This window comes from Streptomyces sp. NBC_00461 (assembly GCF_036013935.1).
Classification (GTDB): Bacteria; Actinomycetota; Actinomycetes; order Streptomycetales; family Streptomycetaceae; genus Streptomyces.
Window position 1 is genome coordinate 4,874,856 of sequence record NZ_CP107902.1, and the last position, 22,864, is coordinate 4,897,719.

20 protein-coding genes and 1 tRNA gene are annotated in these 22,864 nt (G+C 70.9%); 9 read left to right on the forward strand and 12 right to left on the reverse strand.

The features are described from left to right. Positions 1–55 precede the first annotated feature (55 nt). Positions 56–241, forward strand: coding sequence for a helix-turn-helix transcriptional regulator (locus tag OG870_RS22895; protein WP_266839453.1), 186 nt, complete (start codon positions 56–58; stop codon positions 239–241). A 61-nt stretch (positions 242–302) separates the two neighbouring features. Then, positions 303–1,679, forward strand: coding sequence for a tyrosine-type recombinase/integrase (locus OG870_RS22900; protein WP_266839451.1), 1,377 nt, complete (start codon positions 303–305; stop codon positions 1,677–1,679). 135 nt (positions 1,680–1,814) lie between these two features. Here the strand turns inward: OG870_RS22900 and OG870_RS22905 are convergent. Beyond that, a tRNA-Ser gene (locus OG870_RS22905) sits at positions 1,815–1,901 on the reverse strand. A gap of 112 nt (positions 1,902–2,013) precedes the next feature. Continuing rightward, positions 2,014–3,495, reverse strand: coding sequence for a S1C family serine protease (locus OG870_RS22910; RefSeq protein WP_266583186.1), 1,482 nt, complete (start codon positions 3,493–3,495; stop codon positions 2,014–2,016). A 256-nt stretch (positions 3,496–3,751) separates the two neighbouring features. Between OG870_RS22910 and OG870_RS22915 the strand changes: the two genes are divergently transcribed. From OG870_RS22915 to OG870_RS22925, 3 genes are all read left to right on the forward strand, one after another. Next, positions 3,752–4,579 (forward strand): glycerophosphodiester phosphodiesterase, encoded by an 828-nt coding sequence (locus OG870_RS22915; protein WP_266517528.1) that lies wholly within the window; start codon positions 3,752–3,754, stop codon positions 4,577–4,579. Positions 4,580–4,815: 236 nt separating this feature from the next. Beyond that, on the forward strand, positions 4,816–5,376 hold the full coding sequence (locus tag OG870_RS22920) for an ATP-binding protein (protein WP_266517530.1): 561 nt from the start codon (positions 4,816–4,818) through the stop codon (positions 5,374–5,376). A gap of 93 nt (positions 5,377–5,469) precedes the next feature. Beyond that, positions 5,470–6,435, forward strand: coding sequence for a DUF5926 family protein (locus tag OG870_RS22925; RefSeq protein WP_266925283.1), 966 nt, complete (start codon positions 5,470–5,472; stop codon positions 6,433–6,435). 243 nt (positions 6,436–6,678) lie between these two features. On the opposite strand, the gene OG870_RS22930 is transcribed toward OG870_RS22925, so the two are convergent. Continuing rightward, complete coding sequence (locus OG870_RS22930) at positions 6,679–7,287, reverse strand: hypothetical protein (protein WP_327691362.1); 609 nt, start codon at positions 7,285–7,287, stop codon at positions 6,679–6,681. Positions 7,288–7,343: 56 nt separating this feature from the next. Continuing rightward, a complete protein-coding gene (locus OG870_RS22935; protein WP_266583180.1) occupies positions 7,344–8,009 on the reverse strand; it encodes a bifunctional DNA primase/polymerase in 666 nt (221 codons plus the stop codon). Positions 8,010–8,502: 493 nt separating this feature from the next. Here OG870_RS22935 and OG870_RS22940 point away from each other — a divergent pair, with 493 nt between their 5' ends. The 4 genes from OG870_RS22940 to OG870_RS22955 all read left to right on the forward strand — a co-directional run bounded on the left by OG870_RS22940 (position 8,503) and on the right by OG870_RS22955 (position 14,420). Then, positions 8,503–10,014, forward strand: coding sequence for a PP2C family protein-serine/threonine phosphatase (locus tag OG870_RS22940; protein ID WP_266842125.1), 1,512 nt, complete (start codon positions 8,503–8,505; stop codon positions 10,012–10,014). Positions 10,015–10,105: 91 nt separating this feature from the next. Then, complete coding sequence (locus tag OG870_RS22945; protein WP_443063436.1) at positions 10,106–11,578, forward strand: aminopeptidase P family protein; 1,473 nt, start codon at positions 10,106–10,108, stop codon at positions 11,576–11,578. Positions 11,579–11,735: 157 nt separating this feature from the next. Further along, a complete protein-coding gene (gene pdxR, locus OG870_RS22950; RefSeq protein ID WP_266517543.1) occupies positions 11,736–13,103 on the forward strand; it encodes a MocR-like pyridoxine biosynthesis transcription factor PdxR in 1,368 nt (455 codons plus the stop codon). A 78-nt stretch (positions 13,104–13,181) separates the two neighbouring features. Continuing rightward, the gene (locus tag OG870_RS22955; RefSeq protein WP_266517546.1) at positions 13,182–14,420 is read left to right on the forward strand and encodes an MFS transporter; all 1,239 of its coding nucleotides are present in this window, start codon (positions 13,182–13,184) and stop codon (positions 14,418–14,420) included. Between the two features lie 103 nt (positions 14,421–14,523). Here OG870_RS22955 and OG870_RS22960 read toward each other — a convergent pair whose 3' ends face one another. The 8 genes from OG870_RS22960 to OG870_RS22995 all read right to left on the reverse strand — a co-directional run bounded on the left by OG870_RS22960 (position 14,524) and on the right by OG870_RS22995 (position 22,864). After that, positions 14,524–15,468 carry a 3-hydroxyacyl-ACP dehydratase FabZ family protein gene (locus tag OG870_RS22960; protein ID WP_266517549.1) on the reverse strand — a complete coding sequence of 315 codons (945 nt, stop codon included), beginning with the start codon at positions 15,466–15,468 and terminating at the stop codon, positions 14,524–14,526. Positions 15,469–15,497: 29 nt separating this feature from the next. Continuing rightward, positions 15,498–16,403 (reverse strand): recombinase family protein, encoded by a 906-nt coding sequence (locus OG870_RS22965; RefSeq protein ID WP_266583174.1) that lies wholly within the window; start codon positions 16,401–16,403, stop codon positions 15,498–15,500. A gap of 343 nt (positions 16,404–16,746) precedes the next feature. Continuing rightward, positions 16,747–17,454 carry a helix-turn-helix transcriptional regulator gene (locus tag OG870_RS22970; RefSeq protein ID WP_266517553.1) on the reverse strand — a complete coding sequence of 236 codons (708 nt, stop codon included), beginning with the start codon at positions 17,452–17,454 and terminating at the stop codon, positions 16,747–16,749. Between the two features lie 174 nt (positions 17,455–17,628). After that, positions 17,629–18,144 carry a DUF2867 domain-containing protein gene (locus OG870_RS22975; RefSeq protein WP_266517555.1) on the reverse strand — a complete coding sequence of 172 codons (516 nt, stop codon included), beginning with the start codon at positions 18,142–18,144 and terminating at the stop codon, positions 17,629–17,631. 304 nt (positions 18,145–18,448) lie between these two features. Continuing rightward, positions 18,449–18,643 (reverse strand): acyl-CoA carboxylase subunit epsilon, encoded by a 195-nt coding sequence (locus OG870_RS22980; RefSeq protein ID WP_266517557.1) that lies wholly within the window; start codon positions 18,641–18,643, stop codon positions 18,449–18,451. Between the two features lie 20 nt (positions 18,644–18,663). Then, positions 18,664–20,232, reverse strand: a complete 1,569-nt coding sequence (locus OG870_RS22985) for an acyl-CoA carboxylase subunit beta (protein ID WP_266517560.1) — start codon at positions 20,230–20,232, stop codon at positions 18,664–18,666. Beyond that, positions 20,229–21,200 carry an ACP S-malonyltransferase gene (gene fabD / locus OG870_RS22990; protein WP_327691364.1) on the reverse strand — a complete coding sequence of 324 codons (972 nt, stop codon included), beginning with the start codon at positions 21,198–21,200 and terminating at the stop codon, positions 20,229–20,231. Before fabD ends, OG870_RS22985 begins: the two co-directional genes overlap by 4 nt. Positions 21,201–21,286: 86 nt before the next feature. Continuing rightward, positions 21,287–22,864, reverse strand: a complete 1,578-nt coding sequence (locus tag OG870_RS22995) for an MFS transporter (RefSeq protein ID WP_327691365.1) — start codon at positions 22,862–22,864, stop codon at positions 21,287–21,289.

The following is a 22,864-nucleotide window of genomic DNA, read 5'->3' on the forward strand; positions in this document are numbered from 1 at the left end:
CGGCAGTAGCGGAAGTAGCGCCCCTCAGAGAGCACCGCGAGAAGGAGTCGCCGCCTTGGCCAGCACCGAGAAGCTGAAACTCCCCGACGTCCTCAAAGAGATCAAGATGAGCCGCGCCGCGTTCTACCGCATGCGCGCCCGTGGCGAGGCCCCGAAGCTCATCAAGTTGTCCAACGGGCAACTCCGTTGCCGACGAACCGACCTCGACGCCTGGTGGGAGCAGCACGAGATGAGCGCATGACCGTTGCCTGACCCGAGGGACCCCGCCGACCTGCGGGGTCCCTCTCCTATTAGGGAGATCAATGCACAGCTACGACGTGCGCATTTGGAGTGTCCGGAAGCGTCCGAGCAAAGCCGCTCCGTTCCAACTCCGCTGGCAGGTCGACAGAACGGAGCATCAGGAGAAGTTCACGACCAAGACGCTTGCTGACGCCCGCCGCGCGGAGCTGCTCACAGCGACCCGCAAGGGCGAGCCGTTCGACACTGAGACCGGACTGCCGGTGTCAGAGGTGCGGGAGCGGAACCGCACCAGTTGGTACGCCCACGCCCGCGCGCATGCCGCGCGGAAGTGGTCCGCTGCAGCGGCCAAGCACCGCGCGAGCATCGCCGAAAGTCTGACCATCGCCACAATGGCTCTCTGCCCGACAGGCAAGGGGCGCCCCTCAGATGACGTCTTGCGCCGCGCCCTTTATCAGTGGGCGTTCAACGCGGGGCGCCACGGCCAGGAGGTGCCCGAAACGGAAGCCAAAGCCCTGGCATGGGTGGAACGCAATGCGCCAGCCGTGGTCGACCTGGACAGCGCCATGCGCGTGCGGACGGTACTGGAGAACCTGGCCAAGCGGCAGGATGGGAAGTCTGCGGCTGCCAACACGTTCCGGCGCCGTCGCGCGGTACTGAGCAACTGCCTGCGCTTGGCCGTGGAGCACGAGTTGCTGCCCGGAAACCCCCTGCTCCGCGTGCACTGGGAGACACCCAAGGCAGTGGAGGAACTAGACGTGCGCAGCGTCGCCACGCCCACACAGGCACGGGCGCTGCTGGACGCCGTCCGCACTCAAGGGCCGCGGGGTGCTCGCCTGGTCGCGTTCTTCGCGTGCATCTACTACGCGGCGATGCGCCCGGAAGAGGTGTCCATGCTGAGCGCTGACCAGTGCGAACTCCCCACAGAAGGTTGGGGTCGACTCATGCTCGCTGGCGCCCGGCCGCAGGTGGGATCCGCCTGGACCGACGATGGCAAGCCCTACGAGGAAAGGCAACTGAAACACCGAGCCCTCCGCGCAGTCCGACCTGTACCGATCCCGCCGGTACTGGTCGCCATACTGCGCACCCACATCGACGCATTCGGGACCACGCCTGAGGGGCGACTCTTCAGTGCCGTACGCGGCGGACCGATCCGCTCACAGGAGTACGGCGCCGCATGGAAGGACGCCCGCCGCAAGGTACTCACGCCGGCCCAGGTCGCCTCTCCGCTGGCCGCGATCCCGTACGACCTGCGGCACGCATGCGTGTCGTTCTGGCTTCGCTCCGGGGTGAGCCTTGCCGAGACTGCCCGGCGCGCGGGGCAGAGCGTCGCCGTGCTTCAGCGGTACTACGCCAAAGTGCTGGACGGCGAGGAAGCGAAGATGAACACCCTGATCGAGCAGGGGTTGGCGGAGCACGAGAGCGAGGCCGAAGGGCCGTGAATCCTGGCCGCAGGTTGGCCGTACGCACTGGTCAACCCCGGGATACGGGTGAGCCAGGGTGAGACAAGGTGCGCGCAGAAGGGGTGCCCCTCACTGAGGGGCACCCCTTCTGACCTGCTACGTCCATGACCTGCGCGGAGGCGGTGGGATTTGAACCCACGGTGACATCGCTGCCACGACGGTTTTCAAGACCGTTCCCTTCGGCCGCTCGGGCACGCCTCCCCGCGCCGCCCTGTGGATCAGCGGCGCGGGGACAAGAGTAACGGGTTGGCACGCGCGCGCGTGGGTCAGATGGTGCTCGACCGGGGAGGTACGCGCGCGTGCGGCGGTGGGGTCAGCTGTCGCCCGTGCGGGAGCCCAGGGTGAGCGGGACCGTGTGGGTCTTGCCGTCTCGTTCGTAGGTGATCGTGACCTTGTCGCCGGGCTGGTGGGTCCAGATCTCGCCGATCAGGGTGGGACCGGAGTCGATCACATGGTCGTCGAGCTTGGTGATCACGTCGCCGGGCTTGAGGCCGGCCGTCTCGGCGGGGCCGCCGGACTCGACCGCGGCGGAGCCGCCGGAACCTTGGTCGGTGATCTTCGCGCCGCCCGAGGAGTCCTCCAGGGAGACGGAGGCGCCGATCTTCGCGTAGACCGGCTTGCCGGTCTTGATCAGCTGCTGGGCGACGTACTTGGCCTGGTTGATCGGGATGGCGAAGCCCAGGCCGATCGAGCCGGACTGGCTGGTGCCGCCGAGGCCGCCGTTGCTGCTGGACTGGATCGCGGAGTTGATGCCGATGACGTTGCCCGACGCGTCGAGCAGCGGGCCGCCGGAGTTGCCGGGGTTTATCGAGGCGTCCGTCTGCAGGGCGCTCATGTACGAGGCGTTGCTGCCGGTGCCGTCGCTGGAGGCCACCGGGCGGTTCTTCGCGCTGATGATGCCGGTGGTGACGGTGTTGGACAGGCCGAAGGGGGCGCCGATGGCGATCGTGGAGTCGCCCACGGCCACCTTGTCGGAGTCGCCCAGGGCCAGGGGCTTGAGGTTCGACGGGGCGTTCTTCAGCTTGATGACCGCCACGTCGTAGCCCTGCGCGTGGCCGACGACCTCGGCGTCGTACTTCTTCCCGCTCGGGAAGGTCGCCGTGAGCTTGCCGCCGTCGACCGCTTCCGCAACGACGTGGTTGTTGGTGACGATGTGGCCCTGCGTGTCGAAGACGAAGCCGGTGCCGGTGCCGCCCTCGCCGCTGTTGGACTCGGCCTCGATGGTGACCGTGCTGGGCACGGCCTTGGCGGCCACGCCCGCGACCGTGCCCGGGTCGCGCTTGACGGAGGTGCCGCTGTCGGAGGCGGCGACCGTCGTGGAGCCGGTGTTGTCGTCGTTGTTCTTCGCCAGCGTGTAGCCGAGGCCGCCGCCCAGGCCGCCGGCGACCAGGGCGGCCACCAGGATCGCGGCGACGAGGCCACCGCGGCCGGACTTCGGGGAGGGCTGCTGCTGGTACGAGGAGCCCCAGCCGGCGCCCGAGCCGCCGGAGCCCGCATCGGAGTAGGAGGGAACGGCGGGGGCCGGGGGCGGCCAGGAGGCGTCCGGGGCCGAGCCCTGGGTCCCTCCGGCTCCCTGGGGACCCTGCGCGCTCGTCGACGCGTACGCAGGGGCATGGCCGGCGTGCACCAGTTCCTGCTCCTGCGCGCCGGGGGCGCTCTGCGGCACCGGCGGGAGCGGGGCCGTCGGGGCGCTTCCCTCGGGGGCGTCGGGTGCCGAGGGAGTGGGAGCGTCCACCGGCACGGGAGGCGCGGACGGGGCCGGGGGTACCGCGGTGCCCTCGTTCTCGGTGCTCACAGCTTCTCTCCTCGATCCACGGCTGTTGTTCTCGGTCGCACTCGGTCACGCTCGTCACGTTGGTCGACGATCCGGCGCGATGCAGCTGTGCATGTTCTTTTGTATGCCGTCAGCTTTTCCCATGAGCCGTCAGGGCACCATAAGCCGTGCCTGTGCGTTCGGGGCCATTCCTTATATAGGTCATGACAGGCAAAAGGGGCGCAATCTATGCTCCCCCGATCGCACGACTACCCCGCTCCGGTGGCACCATGACGCGGTGACCCACGCACGGCAGCACCGGATTCAAGTCGTCGCCCACCGCGGAGCCTCCGAAGAGGCCCCCGAGCACACCCTGGCCGCGTACAAGAAGGCGATCGAGGACGGTGCTGACGCCCTCGAGTGCGATGTACGCCTGACGGCGGACGGTCATCTCGTCTGCGTCCACGACCGTCGCGTCAACCGTACGTCCAATGGCCGGGGCGCGGTCTCCGCGCTGGAGCTCGCCGACCTCGCCGCCCTGGACTTCGGCTCGCGCAAGACACGGGAGCTGTGGCGCACCCGCGACGAGGAGCCCGACTGGGAGTTCCTCCCCGAGGACCCCGAGGACACCTCCGTACTGACCCTGGAGCGGCTGCTGGAGCTGGTCGCGGACGCGGGGCGGCGGGTGGAGCTGGCGATCGAGACCAAGCACCCGACCCGGTGGGCGGGTCAGGTGGAGGAGCGGCTGCTGATGCTGCTGAAACGGTTCGGACTGGACGCCCCGGCCTCCGCCGCCGACTCCCCCGTACGCGTGATGAGCTTCTCGGCGCGGTCGCTGCATCGCGTGCGCGCCGCCTCGCCGACGCTGCCGACGGTCTATCTTCTGCAGTTCGTCTCGCCCCGGCTGCGCGACGGACGGCTGCCGGCGGGTGTCCGGATCGCGGGCCCCTCGATCCGGACCGTGCGCAATCACCCCGCGTATATCGAACGGCTGAAACGGGCCGGCCACCAGGTGCACGTGTGGACCGTGAACGAGCCCGAGGACGTGGATCTCTGCCTCGACCTGGGCATCGACGCCATCATCACCAACCGCCCACGCGCTGTCCTACGTCAGCTCGGCCGGTGACCGATGTTCTTCACTGGTAAAGACCTGTGAAGAACCCTTGACCCATGCACCCCTTCGGCACCATTCTCCAGACTCGTCCACAGTCGGAATCCAGCCACTCGGCTACAGGGAGTGCTCCGGCGCGTTCGCTCCGTGTTCGAACGTTTCGAATGCGTCACTGAACGTGGATTGGCCGGTTTCCGGTACAGGCCAATGGGGCATCCACTTCGTGGCGTGGGGCAAAGGAGGTCTCGGGGGTGGCGTTGGTGGTGGCACAGGAGGTGCCCGCGTCGTCGAGCATGGCCGTACCCCATGGCCCGGCGGGCGTGGGCAAGGCGAGACACCGGATGCGCGAGCAGTTGCGCACGGGCGGTCTGCCGGATGCGGTGATCGACGACGCCGTACTGATTCTTTCCGAACTCTTGAGCAACGCGTGCAAGCACGGCCGCCCGCTGGGAGACGCCCTCGCCGGGGACGGCGATGTCCGGGCGGCCTGGCGTGTGGACCTGGGCGGGCGACTCACGGTGGAGGTGACGGACGGCGGCGGACCCACCCGCCCGGCTCCGGCCACCCCCTCGGTCACCGCGCACGGCGGACGCGGCCTGAACATCATCACCGCACTCGCCGACGACTGGGGCGTACGGGACGACGCCCGCGGCGAGGTCACGGTGTGGGTCGTCGTCCACGACGTCATCCACGACCCGGACGCGGGGTTTCACCACGACCGCTTTCCTACGCGCGTCACCTCCCCGTCGGTGTCGAGGATTCCGCCGATGCCGGGCCGGGAGTTCGCGGACGCATTCGACGACCTCGACTGACTCGACTGAACGGTCCACAGGTTCCCCTGGGTCGTGGTGTGAACGGCTAGGCTCCCGCCGTACCAGACGAGCCGTACCCGGGAGACACCCACGATGGCCAAGAAGCGACCTCAGACGAAGGCCAAGCGCCCGCAGATCAGCGATGCAGAGATCCCGGTCGTCGGCGCACGCGAGCCCTGCCCGTGCGGCAGCGGCCGCCGCTACAAGGCCTGTCACGGACGGGCCGCCGCGCACGCCGTGACCGAGCTGGTGCACCGTCCCTTCGAGGGGCTCGCGGGCGAGTGCGACTGGGTGGCGCTGCGCGAACTGGTGCCGGCGGCCACGGTCGAACTGCCGCTGAAGGGCGGCCTGCCCGAGGGCGTCCCGTCGGTGACGCTGGCGACCGTTCTGCCCATGGCCTGGCCGGCCCTGCGCCGCGACGACGGCTCGGTGCTGCTGGGCCTGCAGAACGACACGGCGTCCGGTGACATCAGCCGCGACCTCGCCGACACCCTCCTGCGCGCGCTGGCCGCCGAGCCGGGCACGCCGGTCGAGGGCCGTCGCGCGCCGGCCGACGGTCCGCGGCTGCAGGATCTGCTCGATCCCGAAGGCGCGTTCGAGCCAGTTGTGCACAGCGGCTTCGAGTTCTGGGTTCCGGACTCGGAGAACGCCACGCCGGAGGTGGCCGCCTCCCTGGAGCGGGCCAACGCCGCGGCCATCCCGACCGAGAAGCTCACGGGTGTGGACGCCGCGTACTGGTGCGAGACGCCGGACAAGAACCACCTGCGCTGGGTCATGCCGCACCCGGAGGAGCAGCTTCTGGACGCCCTCGCGCGACTGCACGCGGCAGGCCGGTCGAACCTCGGTGAAGGCACTCGCCTCGTGGGTTCCTTCCGCGCTCACGGGCTCACCGTGCCGGTCTGGGACCTGCCGAGCGGGGTCACCGCGAGCGACATCGAGAAGCCTGCGGCCGAGTTCGCCGAGCGTTTCGCGAGCGCTCTCGCCTCGGACGCGCCGCTGACCGTCGACGAGCGTCGCGCGCGCGGCGGTCTCACCAACCGGCAGGTCACGCTCAGTTGAGGACCGTGACGTGATCGGGTTCGGCTGACCGGCCGGTCAGCCGAACCCGACCCATCGGAATCGGTGACGCCGCTCACAACTCCCGTTCGGCGCAGGCACATACGTGACTGGAAAGCCCGGATCGAATTTGCGAACCGCCGATCTCTTGTTACCGTTCCAGTAGCCCGGTTGCTGGTGCATCCCCCGTCGCCAGCAACCGGGCCTTTTCATGCCCGCGATCCCTTTACGGAATGCCGCCGTACGTCAACTGATCGCGGATGTCCCGGAGTTGTCTCCGGAGCCACTCTCGGAGGCGTTCTCGGAGCCGTTCTCCGAGTCGCTTCCGGCGCGCAGCAGCAGCGGCCCGCGCCCGGACTTCGCCGCGAACTCCGCGACCGCCGCGTAGGCGGTCGGCTCGCCCTCGGTGCGTTCCCGGGGTGTCTCGCACATCCCCGGCTCGTCCTCGGAGCCCACCGCGCAGTGCAGCTGCAGGGTGCGGCCGTCGGGCTTCATGAGACTCAGCGAGGAGTCCAGGATCTGCCCCGTCGCGTTGCGGTAGTAGCTGCGCGCCCAGGTGTCCTGGCCCTGTGTGAGCACACAGGTCTGCGCCTCGATGCCTTCGGGGGAGCTGAGCTCGGGGCCGCAGCGGACGGCGGTGGCCAGGCCCAGGCCGAGCAGCAGGGGAGATTCGGTGGGAGCGGGGGAGAGCGCCTTGGCGTCCTCTTGGCGCGGGGAGGGCCGTACGGATTCGCGCGCCGGGGCGCGTACGACGGTGCGGTCCTTGTCGCCCACCGGTCCCGCGGACGCCACGGCCAGCGGCAGCGCGACGGCGCACGCCACGACGCCCGCAAGGGCGAGCAGACGGAGGTTCATACTGCGGAAGATAACTACCGCTCAGGGGCCTGCCGTCCCGCGCGCGCCCGACACCCCTACAACTCGGGCGCGCTCACACCCGTACGAGTGAGGGCCTCGACCGCGGCGTCCACCACGGCCTCGACATCGGGGACCCAGGGGGAGGCGGAGCCGGGCAGTGGTGCGCGCTCCCAGCGGATCTCGCCCTCGCCGGTCTCGGACGGGGGCAGGGTGATGTACCCGCCCTCGCCGTGGAAACGCAGCGAACCGGGGACGAAGTCCTTGGCGAAGAGCAGTTCGCCCAACTGCTCCATGGTGTACGGCTTCACGAGGATCGACCAGCGGCTCGGCGAGGCGACGACCGGGCCCAGGCGCATGCCCATGCGGTCGAGCGCGGTGAGGGCGTGCGCGGCGGCCAGGGCCGGCAGGCTCACGGCACACGGAGCGTTGCCACCGGTGGCCAGGATGATCGGCGCGGTGGGCCGGTTGGTCCACCACCAGCGCACCATGCGGGCGTCGGCGGTGGCCGCGAGGAGGCCGGGGTCGAAGGGATGCGCACCGGGCACCGTGCAGTCCGCGTCGGGGCAGGCGCAGCGGGATCGTCCCTGCGGGTCCGCCGCCACACCCGGGAGTACGGGCCACTGCCATTCCGTCGCGAAGGTCAGGGCCGCGCTGATCAACTCAGGCCTTCCGTCGCTGCGCTGGGACAGGAGCCTGCGTCGCCTTCCGAGGATCTCGCGCATGAGCGCTCGTTCCTTTCCGTTGCACCGCTGGCAACACCGTGGGTCACATCACACCATGTGTCGATCACTTCACTGTGCGTACCTGTTGGCGCATCACACCCCTGCCTGAGGCAAGGGGAACCCCTATGGGCCGAACGTTGACTGCATCCGCGGCAGCCTCGTCCATGCTGCTTCCATCAAAAGCATGGGCGTGGCGTGGGGGTGGCGAAGTCTGGCGTTTTGCGGTCCCGCATTTTTCTCTTCGCCTCCGCCACGGGAGGATGGGGCTCGGTCGTCGGTGGCTAAGACGCCCGGGTCGGTCACCAGGTTCCGGGTGGCGGTCAACCACCCCTGGCCTTCTCCGAGTACGTACCCATCACGACCGGTGTGACGCTCTGTGGAGCAACGCCAGTCGACCGCAATACCCCGTTACCCGAGTCAGTTTTAAGCCAAATTTGCTTTTAGGCAAGGGAACCACTGCCTACCCGTGGACACCAGGAATCCCGGCAGGACAATGCTGGACATCCCCTCACGAGTGCGTGTACATGTGGAGACACTGCTAGCGGCGCAGAATGACATGGGGGTTTGCGATGCTTTTGAGCAAAACGCACCGGTCGGAAGGCCGGACGCCATGAACGCCCCTCACCCTTCGAAAGTGGCTGGAATCGATGCAACGGTTCCCTCGCCCGCACACACTGTCGCGCCCGCGCCCGCCGCCCCGGGTACCTCTCCGGTCTCCCCACCGCATGCACCAGGGGCGCTGCTCACCGACCGTCTCGCCGGCTGGGTCTCGGACCTCACGACCCTCCATGAACTCACCGAACGCCTGGCCCGCACCGACACACTCACGGACGCCCTGACGGAACTGCTGCGCGCCGGAGCCGCCCTCGTGGGCGCCCGCCGCGGCCTCCTCGTGCTGGAGCCGGGCGACGGGCTCGGACCGGACACGACCATCGGCCTCGGCCTCGCCCGCGCCGACCTCGGGCACATCGAGACCGTGCCGCGCAGTGCGATGTCGTACGGCCGCATCCTCGACGGACTGCCGGGCGGGGACGGTGAGATCGCCCAGCCGGATCTCTTCGCCGAGGACGGACTGGACCCGCGGCACCGCGAGGTGGCCGCCCGTCTCGGCTATGCCGCGTGTTACGCCCTTCCGCTGGTCGGCGAGCGTGCGGGCCGGGTCGGCGCCGCGGTGTGGCTGTACGACGAGCCCGCCGAGCCGGTCGAGCGCCAGCGCCACCTCGTGGGGCTCTACGCCCGTTACGCCGGCGAGCACCTGGCCCGGCTTGTGGAGGTCGAGCGCACGCGTGCGTGCATGAAGACGATGACCGAGGAGCTGCTGCCGTCCCGGCTCCCCCGCGTGGCCGGCGTCCAGCTCGCCGCCCGCCACCGCACCGGCCCGCGCGGCGGCGGCGACTGGTTCGACGCGCTGCCGCTGCCGGACGCCGCACTGGGGCTCGCGGTCGGCTCCGTGACCGGCTCCGGGCCGAGCGCGGTCGCCGCGATGGGACGGCTGCGGGCGTCCCTGCGCGCGTACGCCGTGATGGAGGGCGAGGACCCGGTCGCGGTCCTCTCCGACCTCGAACTGCTGCTGCGGCTGACCGAGCCCGCCCGCTCCGCCACCGCCCTGTTCGCCTACTGCGAACCCTCCCTGCGCAAGATCACGCTGGCCGGTGCCGGGCACTGCCCGCCGCTGCTGGTCGGCGAGCGGCGCACCGAGTTCGTGGAGACGTCCGTGTCCGCGCCGCTCGGCATGCTCGCCTGCTGGGAGGCGCCGAGCATGGAGTTTCAGGCGGAGGCCGGCGAGACGGTGCTGCTCTACACCGACGGGCTGCTGCACCGCACCGGCGACCCCACCGACCGCGCCTTCGCCCGGCTGCACGCGGCGGCGGCCGGTGTGCCCAGGGCGCTGCGGAACGACCCCGACGCGATCGTCGACCACGTGCTGCGGACGGTGCTGCCGGACGGGCTGGCCTCGGCGGACAGCGACGAGGACGTGGTGCTGCTGGCGGCTCGCTTCGAGTAGCCGCCGGTGACGTCCGTAACAGGTCTTCCGGCCCTGGGCCCCCTTCCGTACGACCGTACGATGGAGGGGGTCCAGTGCCGTATCAAGGAGGATGACCGTGGCGGACGAGCTCATTCCGGTGACCCCGGAGACTGAGACCGAGCCCGAAGAGCCGATCAAGCAGCGGAAGAACGGCCTGTACCCGGGCGTGTCCGACGAGCTGGCCGAGAGCATGAAGTCCGGCTGGGCCGACACGGAGCTGCGCGACCTGGAGCCGATCGCCCAGGTCGCCGAGACCGCCGCACGACGGTCGGCGCTGTCGGCGCGGTTCCCGGGCGAGCGTCTGGTGATCCCCGCGGGCAACCTCAAGACCCGCTCGAACGACACGGAGTACTCCTTCCGGGCGTCGGTGGAGTACGCGTACCTCAGCGGAAACCAGACCGAGGACGGCGTCCTCGTGCTGGAGCCCACGGCCGACGGCCACCGGGAGACGATCTACCTCCTGCCGCGCTCCGACCGGGACAACGGCGAGTTCTGGCTCTCCGGCCAGGGCGAGCTGTGGGTCGGGCGCCGGCACTCGCTCACCGAGGCGGAGAAGCTGTACGGCATCCCCGCCTCCGACGTGCGCGAGCTGGCGGACGCGCTGCGCGAGGCCACCGGCCCGGTGCGGGTCGTGCGCGGGTACGACGCCGAGATCGAGGCGGCCCTGACCGACAAGGTCACCGCCGAGCGGGACGAGGAGCTGCGGGTCTTCCTGTCCGAGGCGCGGCTGGTCAAGGACGAGTTCGAGGTCGGCGAGCTGCAGAAGGCGGTCGACTCGACCGTGCGCGGCTTCGAGGACGTCGTGAAGGTCCTCGACAAGGCGGAGGCGACCTCCGAGCGGTACATCGAGGGCACGTTCTTCCTCCGTGCGCGCGTGGAGGGCAACGACGTCGGCTACGGCACGATCGCCGCGGCCGGTCCGCACGCCTGCACGCTGCACTGGGTGCGCAACGACGGGCCGGTGCGCTCGGGCGACCTGCTGCTCCTGGACGCCGGTGTGGAGACGCACACGTACTACACCGCGGACGTCACCCGCACACTGCCGGTCAACGGACGCTTCTCCGAGATCCAGAAGCAGATCTACGACGCCGTGTACGACGCCCAGGAGGCCGGGATCGCGGCGGTGCGGCCGGGCGGCAAGTACCGGGACTTCCACGACGCCGCGCAACGTGTGCTCACCGAGCGGCTCGTCGAGTGGGGTCTGGTCGAGGGACCGGTGGAGCGGGTGCTGGAGCTCGGGCTGCAGCGGCGGTGGACGCTGCACGGGACCGGTCACATGCTCGGGATGGACGTGCACGACTGCGCCGCCGCGCGCGTGGAGTCGTACGTCGACGGGACGCTGGAGCCCGGGATGGTGCTGACGGTCGAGCCGGGGCTGTACTTCCAGGCCGATGACCTGACGGTGCCGGAGGACTACCGGGGTGTCGGGGTGCGGATCGAGGACGACATCCTCGTGACCCAGGACGGGAACCGGAATCTGTCGGCGGGGCTGCCCCGACGGTCCGACGAGGTCGAGGCCTGGATGGCTTCGCTCAAGGGCTGACGGTTGGTCGATGGCCGGGTACGAAGTGGGTGCCCGGCCATTTGTATGCGGTCCGCGGGTAGGTGGGGGCTCGTCGCGCCCGCGCGGCGCGGCCGCACATCGGTGCAGTCCCGCGCCCCTGAAAGGGGCGCTTCAGCTCAGCTCACGGGGGTTATACGTGAACGACTTCTGGTCCGGCGTCGGTGTCGATCTGCATCTGGAGCCCGACGCCGGTGACGGGCGGCGGGTCGGGCTCGAACGCGCCCTGAGAGACGCCGTGCGGGACGGGCGGCTGGCGCCCGGGAGCAGGTTGCCCGCCACCCGGCGGCTGGCGGCGGAGCTCGGAGTCTCCCGGGGGACCGCCAAGGCCGCCTACGACCAGCTGGTCGCCGAGGGGTACCTGACGGCCCGGCAGGGATCCGGTACGCAGGTCGCCTCGCTGCCCTCCCTGGACGCCGACGCGCCGGAGGCGGCCGCACGCGCGCGTACCCCGCGTTTCGATCTGCGGCCCGGGAGCCCGGACGTCGGGGCGTTTCCGGCGGCGGCCTGGTTGCGGGCGCTGCGGCGGGCCATCGCGACGGCGCCGTTGCTGGCGTACGACTACGGGGATCCGCGTGGCCGTATCGAGTTGCGGACGGCGTTGTCGGGGTATCTGGGGCGGGCCCGGGGTGTCATCGCGCCGCCCGAGCGGATCGTGATCACCTCCGGGTACGTGCAGGGGCTCGCGCTGCTCACGCGCGTGCTGGAGGGCGGCACGGTCGCCATGGAGGACCCCGGGCTGCCCTTCCACCGGGAGGTGGTGCGGCACAACGGGGGAATCGTGGCGCCGGTGCGGGTCGACGAGCGGGGGGTGTGCGCGCAGGAGCTGGGGGACGCCGGGGCCGTGGTCGTGACGCCGGCCCACCAGTACCCGACCGGTGTGACGCTGCGCCCCGAGCAGCGGCGGGCGCTCACGGACTGGGCACGCGCCCGTGGCGGGCTGATCGTCGAGGACGACTACGACGGGGAGTTCCGCTACGACCGGCAGCCGGTGGGCGCGTTGCAGGGGATGGCGCCCGGGCAGGTCGTCTACCTCGGTACGGCCTCCAAGACGCTCGGGCCCGCGCTGCGGCTGGGCTGGATGGTGCTGCCGCCGCACCTGGTCGACGCGGTCGCCGACGCCAAACTGCACAGCGACCACCACACCGAGTCGATCGGCCAGTTGGCGCTCGCGGAGCTCATCGACAGCCATGCCTACGACCGTCACGTGCGCGCGTGCCGGCTCAGATACCGCAGACGCAGGGACCAGCTCCTGGGCCGGCTCGGCGGGCGGCACGGCGTGCGCGGGATCGCGGCCGGGCTGCACGCGCTCGTGGAGGTCGACGACGAGGAGGACGTGCTGAAGCGGGCCGAGGCGGAGGGGCTCGCGCTGGGGCGGCTGGGCGATCACTGGCACACGCCGGGCCAGGGGCGGCCCCAGGGGCTGGTCGTGGGGTACGGGACACCTCGGGAGCGGGTGTATCCGGAGGCCTTGGAGGTACTGGGCCAGGTGCTGGACGGCCGCTGAATCGGGCAGGATTGGGCCAGTCATACGGGTGCTGATTGGGACTGTATAGCGGCCCATTGTGCTTCTAGTGTCCTGGGTATGACCTCTCGTCTCGTACCGCCCGCCGGTCCGCAGCGTCTGCTGGCGCTGGCCCAGTTGACCAACTCCATCGGTGACGGCGCCTACTACGTGACCTCGGCGCTCTACTTCACCCATGTCGTCGGCCTGGCGCCGGCGCGCGTGGGGCTCGGGCTGACCGTGGCCTGGGCGGTGGGCTCGCTGGCGGGGGTGCCGCTCGGGCGGGTCGCCGACCGGCGCGGGGCGCGCGGGACGGCCGTACTGCTGGCGCTGGGAACCGGGGCGGCGGTCGCCTCGTTCCTGGTGGTGCGGGGGTTCGTGCCGTTCGTCCTCGCCGCCTGTGCGTACGCGACGGCGCAGTCGGGTCTGGCGGCGGCCCGGCAGGCGCTGCTGGCGGGGCTGGTGGCGGTCGGGGAGCGGACGGGGCTGCTCGCGCATCTGCAGGCGACGCTCAACGCGGGGCTCGCGGTGGGGGCGGGGCTGGGCGGGCTGGCGTTGCAGGCGGGGACGCGGGCCGCGTATCTCGCGGTGTTCGCCCTGGACGCGGCGAGCTTCCTGGTGTGCGCCGCGATGTTGCTCCGGCTGCCGGCGGTGGCGCCCGTCGCCGTGCGCAAGCGGGACACGCTCGGTGTGCTGCGCGACCGGCCGTACGCCGTGATCACGCTTCTCAACACCGTTCTGCTGCTGCGGATGCCGCTGCTCAGCCTGGGGCTGCCGCTGTGGATCGCCGAGCGGACGACGGCGCCGACCTGGCTGGTGTCCGCGCTGTTCGTGCTCAACACCGGGGCGGTGATGCTGTTCCAGGTGCGGACGGCGCGGGGTGTCACCGGACTCGCGTCCGCCACGCGCGCGGTGCGGCGCTCCGGCTGGGTCATGCTCGGGGCGTGCGCGGTGTTCGCGCTGTCGGCGGGGGCCTCGCCATGGGTGGCCGCAGGGGCGCTGGTCGTGGGAGCCGTGCTCCAGGTGGTCGCCGAGATGGGGCAGTCCGCCGGTTCCTGGCAGCTGTCGTTCGATCTGGCACCGGCCGGCCGGGTGGGCGAGTACCAGGGCTTCTTCGGGACCGGCGTGACGGTCGCCCGGACACTCGGTCCACTCGTGCTGACCTCGCTCCTGGTGGGGTGGGGAACCCCGGGATGGCTGCTGCTCGGCGCGCTGACCGTGGTGGCGTCGTACGCGATGGGGCCGGCGACCCGCAGGGCCGCGGGGCGGGCGGCCGGGGGCGCGAGGCAGCCGGAGCTGGTCGGGTGTGTCCGGGGGTGAAGCGTGCGGGCCCTTCAGGGACGTCGGGCGCGGCCGACGCGGGGTGGGCGGCGAGGTGCCGCCCACCCCGTGCGCCGTCCCACCCCGTTCGCCGTCGGACCGGTCAGGCCTGTGCGGCGGCCGTGAGCCCGGTGAGCGCCTCACTCGGGCGCAACGCCGTCATCACACTGTCCACGGTGAGCACGGCGGAGCCGTCGACGGTCGTCGTGCCCTCGAAGATCCACGTCCCCTCCAGCGCACGGCTGATCCGCACCTCGTGACGCAGTACGTCGCCGGGCAGCACCTCGGCGCCGAGCCCGATGCCGGACATACCGCCGAACAGGGCGACCTGTCCGGCCAGTTCGTCCGGCGGGCGGTCCCAGGCGGCCAGCAGCGCCGCGCTCTGGCACCAGGACTCGATCAGCAGCGCGGTCGGGTATGCGTAGGCGGTGTCCCCGGCGCTGTCCGGCACGTCCTGGTACCAGGGTTCGTTGCAGGTCACCGCCTTGGTGGTGATGATGCGGCGTCCGGGGTCGACCGTGTGGACCCGGTCCACGAGCAGGGCCGGGTAGCGGTGCGGGATCAGCTTCTTGAGGGCGGCCGGGCCGTACCGCGCCTTCGGGAGGGGTGAGTTGTCCGACGGTGCGGCTGCCGTGGGCCGCCGCTGTCCCGGAGTCCCGTACCGCAGCCGCAGGGTCGCGGTCCTGCCCCGTTCGGTTCGGCAGGTCGCGCGCACGTCGCGGGTCCCGTCCACGTCCTTGACGGCGGCCTCGACCGTGAGGGTGTCGCCCGGGAGGACGGGGGACTGGAAGCGGACGGAGCGAATGTCCACCAGTTGAAGATCCGTCGGAAGGCCGGTCGGGAGGTCCGTCGGCCGGAGGTCGTCCTCCGCGTGCCGCAGCACCGCCTGGTGAACGGCGTCCAGGGTGAACACCCCCGGCAGGAGCGGGAAGTCGGGGTAGTGGCCGGTGAAGACGGGTGCCGTGGGGTCCACGGCGAAACTCATCTCGATGCCGGTGGCGTCCGTGCGCACCACGGAGGCGTCCGGCATCAGCGCGATCGAGCGCACTCGATTCCCTTCTGGGGCTGTTGACATGCCTACAGTTCGATGCGGCCGTGGACCACGACGCCTGCCGAGCCGAGCACCGCCTTGGCCGTGACCAGCCGGTCGGCGTCGGAGTAGCTCAGCCTGACCCCGAGCGCCTGGAACGCGGACGGCGTGAGAGCGCCGCCCATCTCCACGCCCCGGGCGCGCAGTTGGTGCCGGGCGGCCGCCGCGGTGGTGTGGCCGTGCGGGCCCGAGGTGGTGAGCCGGCGCAGGCCCTGCGGTACGAAGAGGCCGCGCACCCACGTGGTGAGGGGGCCCATGACGGACCGTTCGCGCAGATAGACGTTGCGCGGGTGGTCGTCCGGGTGGTCCTCGGCGGTCGTGGCGCGGCAGCGGTAGTAGGGCTCGCCGTTGTTCCAGGTGCCCTGCATCAGCCGGTTGCAGCGCGCACAGCGCAGCAGGCCGCGCAAGGCGTACGTCCGGGCCGCGCGGCCCTCGCACTCGCGGGGGCGCTTCCTGCGCCTGGCGAAGACCTCGTCCACCTGGTCGAAGACCTCGGGAGCCACGAGTTGCCACCCGCCGCCGGGGACGCGTGCGTCACCGGCGTAGCGCGAGTTGGTCAGGATGGCCCGCACCGTGCTCTTGGTCCAGGCGGAGGCGGGGCCCGGAATGCCGTCGGCGTTCAGGTCCTCGGCGATACTCTGCAGGCTGCCGCCCTTCAGGAACTCCTCGAAGATCCGCTGCACGACGGGCGCGGTGCGCTCGTCGGGGACGAGGCGGGGCTGCCGGCCGCCGGGGGCGGCGACGGCGTCGGGGCCGGTTCCGGGCTCGGTGACCGTCGTACGGAATCCGTACGGGGGCCGGCCGCGCCCGCGGGTGAGCGGGCGCGGCGGAGCGCCCGGGTCGGTGAGGTGGTCGAGTGGTCGGTCGGTGCAATCAAGATGCTGTTGTTTCATGACATATCCCCCGTTGGTCTGGCCACGTCGCCGTCCTCGGCAACGGTGCGGAGGCCGCGCGGCATGACCGTGAAAAGCGTGAGCGACCGCCCTGGACGAACCGGGCGGGACGACGGGCCGATGGCCGCAGTCCGACCAGGATCCCGGCCGCCCCGTCGCGGCCGAAAGTGATCGGTTACTGCTCCGTAGGTGAGCCCGTTTCCGGGACGCTCACGCCTGTTTCACGCTATGCGGGCGGCCGAAACAAGAGCAATGCCGTGGCCGCAAGATGACGTCCGCGCCCGGCCGGTTGCGGGCGGCGCCACGGAGTCCTGGCAGGTTGTTGTCGCCGAGGCAGCGGCTGTCAGGCAGGCGGGGCCAGGTCGCGTTCGGCGCCCAGGTCCCCTCTGAGAAGCCCCATCTCCGTGGCGTGGACGCCCGCCTGGAAACGCGAACTCGCGCCCAGGATCCGCATGATCCCGGCCACGTGCCGACGGTAGGTGCGCACGGACATGGACAGGGCCCGCGCCGCGGTGTCGTCGGTGTACCCCTTGCGCAGGCAGTCGAGGATCTCCTGCAGCACGCCGTCCAGGAGGTGCTCGTCGGACAGGGGCACGGCGCGGTTCCACACGTCGGCGAAGAGCGCGTTGAGTGCGTCGACGACGGCGGGCGCACGCATCAGCGCGGTGTGCCGGGGGCCGTTTCCGTGCGCTCCGTCGGACCTGGTCAGCACCGTCTCGCCGTCGACGACGATCGCGCCGCTCAGCGCGGCGTCAGTGAGCCGGATACCGATGCCCTTGCGGCGTTTCTGCAGTTCGGCGAGGCGGTAGCGGTCCGCCGTGGTCCAGCAGTCCAGCACCCGTACGGCGACGCCGTCGGGCACGTCACTGGCCAGCTTGGACAGCACATGGATACGCAGCCGGGCCGCCGACCGGTCCGACGGGACCAGCACGTCCACCCGCCGTCTGGCCTCGCTGAGTTGGCGTCGCAGGGCTTCGAGGGCCGCCCGGGCACTCTCCGCGGTGACCAGGAGCGACTTGCTGTCGGCGGCGGGCCATTCCCCGCGCGCCACTACCGTTTCAATGAGATCGCGTATTTCCAGGAGTGCCCGCTCGGCCCCGCCGGATATATGCGATCCCGATATTTCCGGGAATTCCAAGGAATGATCACTGGACACGCTTCCCCCGTTATCGTCCAGAATTTTCCGGAGGCAGCCTATCCAAGCGGCACCAGACCCGTCAACGCGTTACCGATGGGTGAAGTTTGAACGTTCGGCGCCCCTGCGGAGAATCCCCGAGATGATCGCGTAGTGAAAGGGTTCAATGGCACGGAAGTACCGGCGGCCGGCCACACGGTGAAAACGTACGACCGTGGTGCACACGGCCTCCGGCCCGTGCGGGCCCTGTCGCACGGCGAACGAGCAGCGGAAGCTCAGGTGCCTGTCGTCGTCCCCGGCCAGCACCTCGTCGTCCGCCACGCTCAGCAGCAGGAACGGCCCGATCCTGGCCCCCGGGACGATCTCCGTCCGGCCGCGCTTCTCCCGCTGCCTGAGCCCGAACGGCGCCACGGCCGCGTCCCGCACGGCGAGCAGGCCCGAAACCCAGCGCGGCGGTGCGCCCAGCATGCCGCGGGCGAAGTCGACGGCCGTGACGCCGGCGGGGACATCGACCGCGGACGCGTCGACGTGGTCCACCTTGCCGAGGCTCTCCCGCGCCGCGTTTGTGACCGGTTCCACGTTCTTGCGGACCACTATCCGAGTCATGTTCCTGCTCTCCGTCCTCACGGTCACCGAGGAATTCATCGCATCGACTCTCTCATAATTAATTCCCTGAGAGGATTCTTCGGCCGGATTCCGGTCCGTGCTGGTCCCCGGGTCCTGTTCCGGGTTGCTGTTCCGGGTTCGTGTCCGGGTTGCTGTTCCGGGTTCGTGTCCGGGTTGCTGTTCCGGGTTCGTGTCCGGGTTGTTTTCCCGGGCGGGTTCTGAAGCGGCCCGTGGTCAGTCCTGGTCGGTCATGGTCAGTCCTTGAATTCGACTTCGCCACGGTCGCCGATGGGCACCTCGCGGATCACGGGCAAGACCTCCAGGAGCCGGCCGGGAAGCGGGAGCCGACGGTGCCCCGGTCCCAACTCGCCCTGCGGACACGTACGTCCGAGGGTTCCGCGGCGCTGTGATGGGCAGCCAGCAGGACGCCGACGAGGGCCGCGAGGTCCTCGGGATCGGCACGGCCGCGCACGATCGTGAACGATGGCTGGTCGGACACGGGCGTAACGGACATGGCCATCACACCGGGGGGTTGCCGTGCTTGCGCGACGGCAGGTCGACGTGTTTGGTGCGCAGCATCTCCAGCGCACCGATGAGTGCCGAGCGGGTCTCGGCGGGGTCGATGACGTCGTCGACGAGGCCGCGCTCAGCGGCGTAGTAGGGGCTCATCAGCTCGGACCTGTACTCCTTGATCTTCTGTGCGCGGACCGTCTCGGGGTCGTCGGAGGCGGCGATCTCGCGCCGGAAGATGACGTTCGCCGCGCCCTCCGCGCCCATGACGGCGATCTCGTTGGACGGCCAGGCCAGCGACACGTCGGCGCCGATGGAGCGGGAGTCCATGACGATGTAGGCGCCGCCGTAGGCCTTGCGCAGGATCAGGGAGATGCGCGGGACGGTGGCGTTGCAGTAGGCGTAGAGGAGTTTGGCGCCCCGGCGGATGATGCCGTCGTGCTCCTGGCCCACGCCCGGCAGGAAGCCGGGCACGTCCACCAGGGTGACCAGCGGGATGTTGAACGCGTCGCAGAACTGCACGAAGCGGGCGGCCTTTTCGGACGCCTCGATGTCGAGGACCCCGGCGAGGCTGGCGGGCTGGTTGGCGACGATGCCGACGACGCGGCCGCCGAGCCGGGCAAGGACGCACAGGACGTTGGTCGCCCAGGCCTCGCTGACCTCGAAGTACTCGCCGTGGTCCACGACGTGCTCGATCACCGCGCGCATGTCGTACGCGCGGCCGGGGTCGAGCGGGACGAGGTCGACGAGGGACTCGGTGGAGCGGTCGGGCGGGTCGTCGCAGGGCAGTTCGGGGGAGAGTTCGCGGTTGTTGGAGGGGAGCAGGGAGAGGAGGTAGCGGACCTCCTCCAGGCAGTGCTCCTCGTCGTCGTGGACGAAGGCGGCGACGCCGGAGGTGGCCGCGTGGACGTCGGCGCCGCCCAGCCCGTTCTGGGTGATCTCCTCGCCGGTCACCGCCTTCACCACGTCCGGCCCGGTGATGAACATCTGCGAGGTCTCGCGGACCATGAACACGAAGTCCGTCAGCGCGGGGCTGTAGGCAGCGCCGCCCGCACACGGGCCGAGCATCACGCTGATCTGCGGAATCGCGCCGGAGCAGCGGGTGTTGCGGCGGAAGATGCCGCCGTAGCCGGCGAGTGCGGTGACGCCTTCCTGGATGCGGGCGCCCGCGCCGTCGTTGAGGGAGACCAGCGGAGCGCCCGTGCGCTCGGCCAGGTCCATGACCTTGTGGATCTTCTGGGCGTGGGCCTCGCCGAGCGCTCCGCCGAAGATGCGGAAGTCGTGGGCGTAGACGAAGACGGTACGTCCGTGCACCGTGCCCCAGCCGGTGATCACGCCGTCGGTGTGCGGGCGGCGCTGTTCCAGGCCGAAGCCGGTCGCGCGGTGCCGGCGCAGCGGCTCGATCTCGGTGAACGAGCCCTCGTCCAGGAGGAGTTCGATGCGTTCGTGGGCGGTGAGCTTGCCCTTGGCGTGCTGGCGTTCGGTCGCGGCGGGGTCGGGGCCGGCGCGCAGCGAGCCCTTCAACTCCCTTAGTTCCGCCAGGCGTTCGGTGAGGACGCCGGTCTCGGCCACGCTCATGCGACCGCCTCCGTCCGTGCGGTGCCGAAGCGTGCCAGCGTCCTCGCGTACGCGCGCTCGTCGTCGGTGCCGTACACCTCCGCCTCGCGTGCGATACGACGGCACAGTCCGCCCAGCACCCGACCGGGCCCCACCTCGACGAAGGCGGTGACGCCGCTGCGGGTGAGGGTGCGGACGGCCTCCGTCCAGCGGACCCGGCCGGCGAGCTGGCGGCGCAGACACGCGGCGACCTCGTCGGCGGTGGTGACGTGGTCGGCGGTGACGGTGGAGACCAGCGGGAGGCGCGGGGCGCGCAGGGTGACGCGGTCGAGCTCGGCCGCGAACTCCGCCTCGATGTCGCCCATCAGGCTGGAGTGGAAGGGCGCTCCCACGTCCAAGTTCATCGCGCGGACCGCGCCCGCCGCCTCGGCCTCGGCGCGCAGGCGTTCGACGGCGGTGCGCTGGCCGGAGACGACGACCTGGCGCGGCTCGTTGTCGTTGGCGACCTCGACCACCTCGCCGAGTTCCGTGGTGACCCGGGCGCACAGGGCCTCCACGACGGCCAGGTCCAGGCCGAGGACCGCGGCCATGCCGCCCGGGATGCGTTCGTTGACGGCGGCCATGAGGCGGCCCCGCTGCCGTACGAGGCGCAGTGCGTCGGGCCAGTCGAGGGCGCCCGCGGCGACCAGGGCGGTGTACTCGCCGAGGCTGTGCCCGGCGACGGCGTCCGGCTCCGGTCCCTCGGCGCGCAGCACGTCCAGGGTGACGAGGCTGGTCAGGAAGACGGCCGGCTGGGTGATCGCGGTGTCGCGCAGGGCGCTGACCGGTCCTTCCCAGCACAGCGTGGACAGGGGGATGCCGAGGATGTCGTCGGCCTCCCGGTAGTAGGTGCGCAGCAGGTCGGGCCGGTCGGTGAGCAGGTGGCGTCCCATGCCGACCCGCTGCGAGCCCTGACCCGGGAAGACGAACGCGGTCGTCGTGACCGTCATGGGTGCCCCGCCTTTCTCAATCGGTGGTGGTAGGTCGTGACCGGTGGCGATGGGTCGTGACCGGTGGCGATCGGTGGTGGTGGGTGTCAGGGCCGGCCGGCGTCGGCCACCGGGGTCGCGTCGAGCGGGGCGCCGACCGGGGCCGGCTTCGGCTCGGCGGTGTGCGGGAGGTTGCGGACGAAGAGCAGGACGACGGCGACGGCCGCGAGCGTGACGGCGGCGGCGAACCACGCGCCGTGCTGCAGGCCCTCGGTGACGGCACGCTGCTGAACGGCGGCGATCCGCTCGGGCGACAGGGCCCCGTCGGCGGCCTGCCGCTTGATCTCGTCGGCCGCGTCGTCCGCCTGCGTGCTCATCAGGACGCCCATGATCGCGACGCCGACGGAGTTGCCGACCTGGCGGAACATCGTGCCGGCGCTCGCGGCGACGCCGATCTGGTCCTGGGGGGCGGCGGCGACCGTCAGTTCCGAGGACAGCGGCATGAGGATGCCCAGGGTCAGGCCGGTGATCAGCAACCCGGGCAGCAGGCGCGTCCAGGAACCGGCGTCGCCCGCCGGGTCGACCAGTGCGAACAGGGCGATGCCCACCGCCATGAGGCCGAAGGCCACGGCCATCGCGGCCCGCACCCCCAGCTTCGCGGCGAGGCGTCCGCCCAGCGGGGCGCCGAGGATGAGCATCAGAGTCAGCGGCAGCAGCCGTACGCCGGTCTCCAGGGCGCTCATCCCGAGCCCGTTCTGGAGGTAGATGGAGAGGTAGAACATCACCGAGAACATCCCGGCGCCCAGCAGGAACCCGGCACAGACGCTGCCGCCGAAGGACGGGCGGCGGAACCAGGACAGGTTCATGATGGGCGCCGACGAGCGGGCCTCCACGGCGACGAAGAGCAGCAGCAGTGCGACCGCGCCCGTGAACAGGGCGGCCTCGCGGCCCGAGGTCCAGCCCCAGGAATGCCCGTTGATGAGCGCGAGGTTGAGGCAGAACAGGGCGCCGCTCACGGTCAGCAGACCGGCCACGTCCAGCGAGGCGCGTCCTGCCGCCGGGGTGCGGCCGGGCTCGCGGATGCCGGTGGCGGCGGCGATCACGACGGCACCGATGGGCAGGTTGACCAGGAAGATCCACTCCCAGCCGGCGTGGTCCACCAGGACGCCGCCGATCAGCGGGCCGAGGGCGGTGGCGAGACCGCCGACCGCGCCCCACAGCATGATGCCGAGCTTGCGCTGCCTGCCCTCGAACGACGAGTAGATGATGGCGAGCGTCAGCGGCATGATCACCGCTCCGCCGATGCCTTGCACCACCCGGCCGGCGTGCAGCGTGGTGATGTGGGAAAGGCCGAAGAAGGCGTACTTCCCGGCTCCGCCGCAGATCAGCGAGCCGGCCAGGAAGACCGTGACGCCGATGGTGTAGATCCGGCGCTGCCCGTAGAGGTCGCCGAGGCGGCCTGCGGTCACGATGAAGACCGCGAGGGCCAGCATGTAGGCGTTGGCCACCCACTCCAGGTCGGAGAAGGAGGCGTCCAGGTCGGTGCCCATGGTGGGCAGCGCGACGGTGACGACGGTGACGTCGAGCAGGGCGATGAACAGGCCGAGCAGGGCGGCCACCATCGTCAGGGCCGGTTTGCCCGGCCTCTGGGTGGTATGCGCCCTTTGTACGGCATGCGTAGGCAC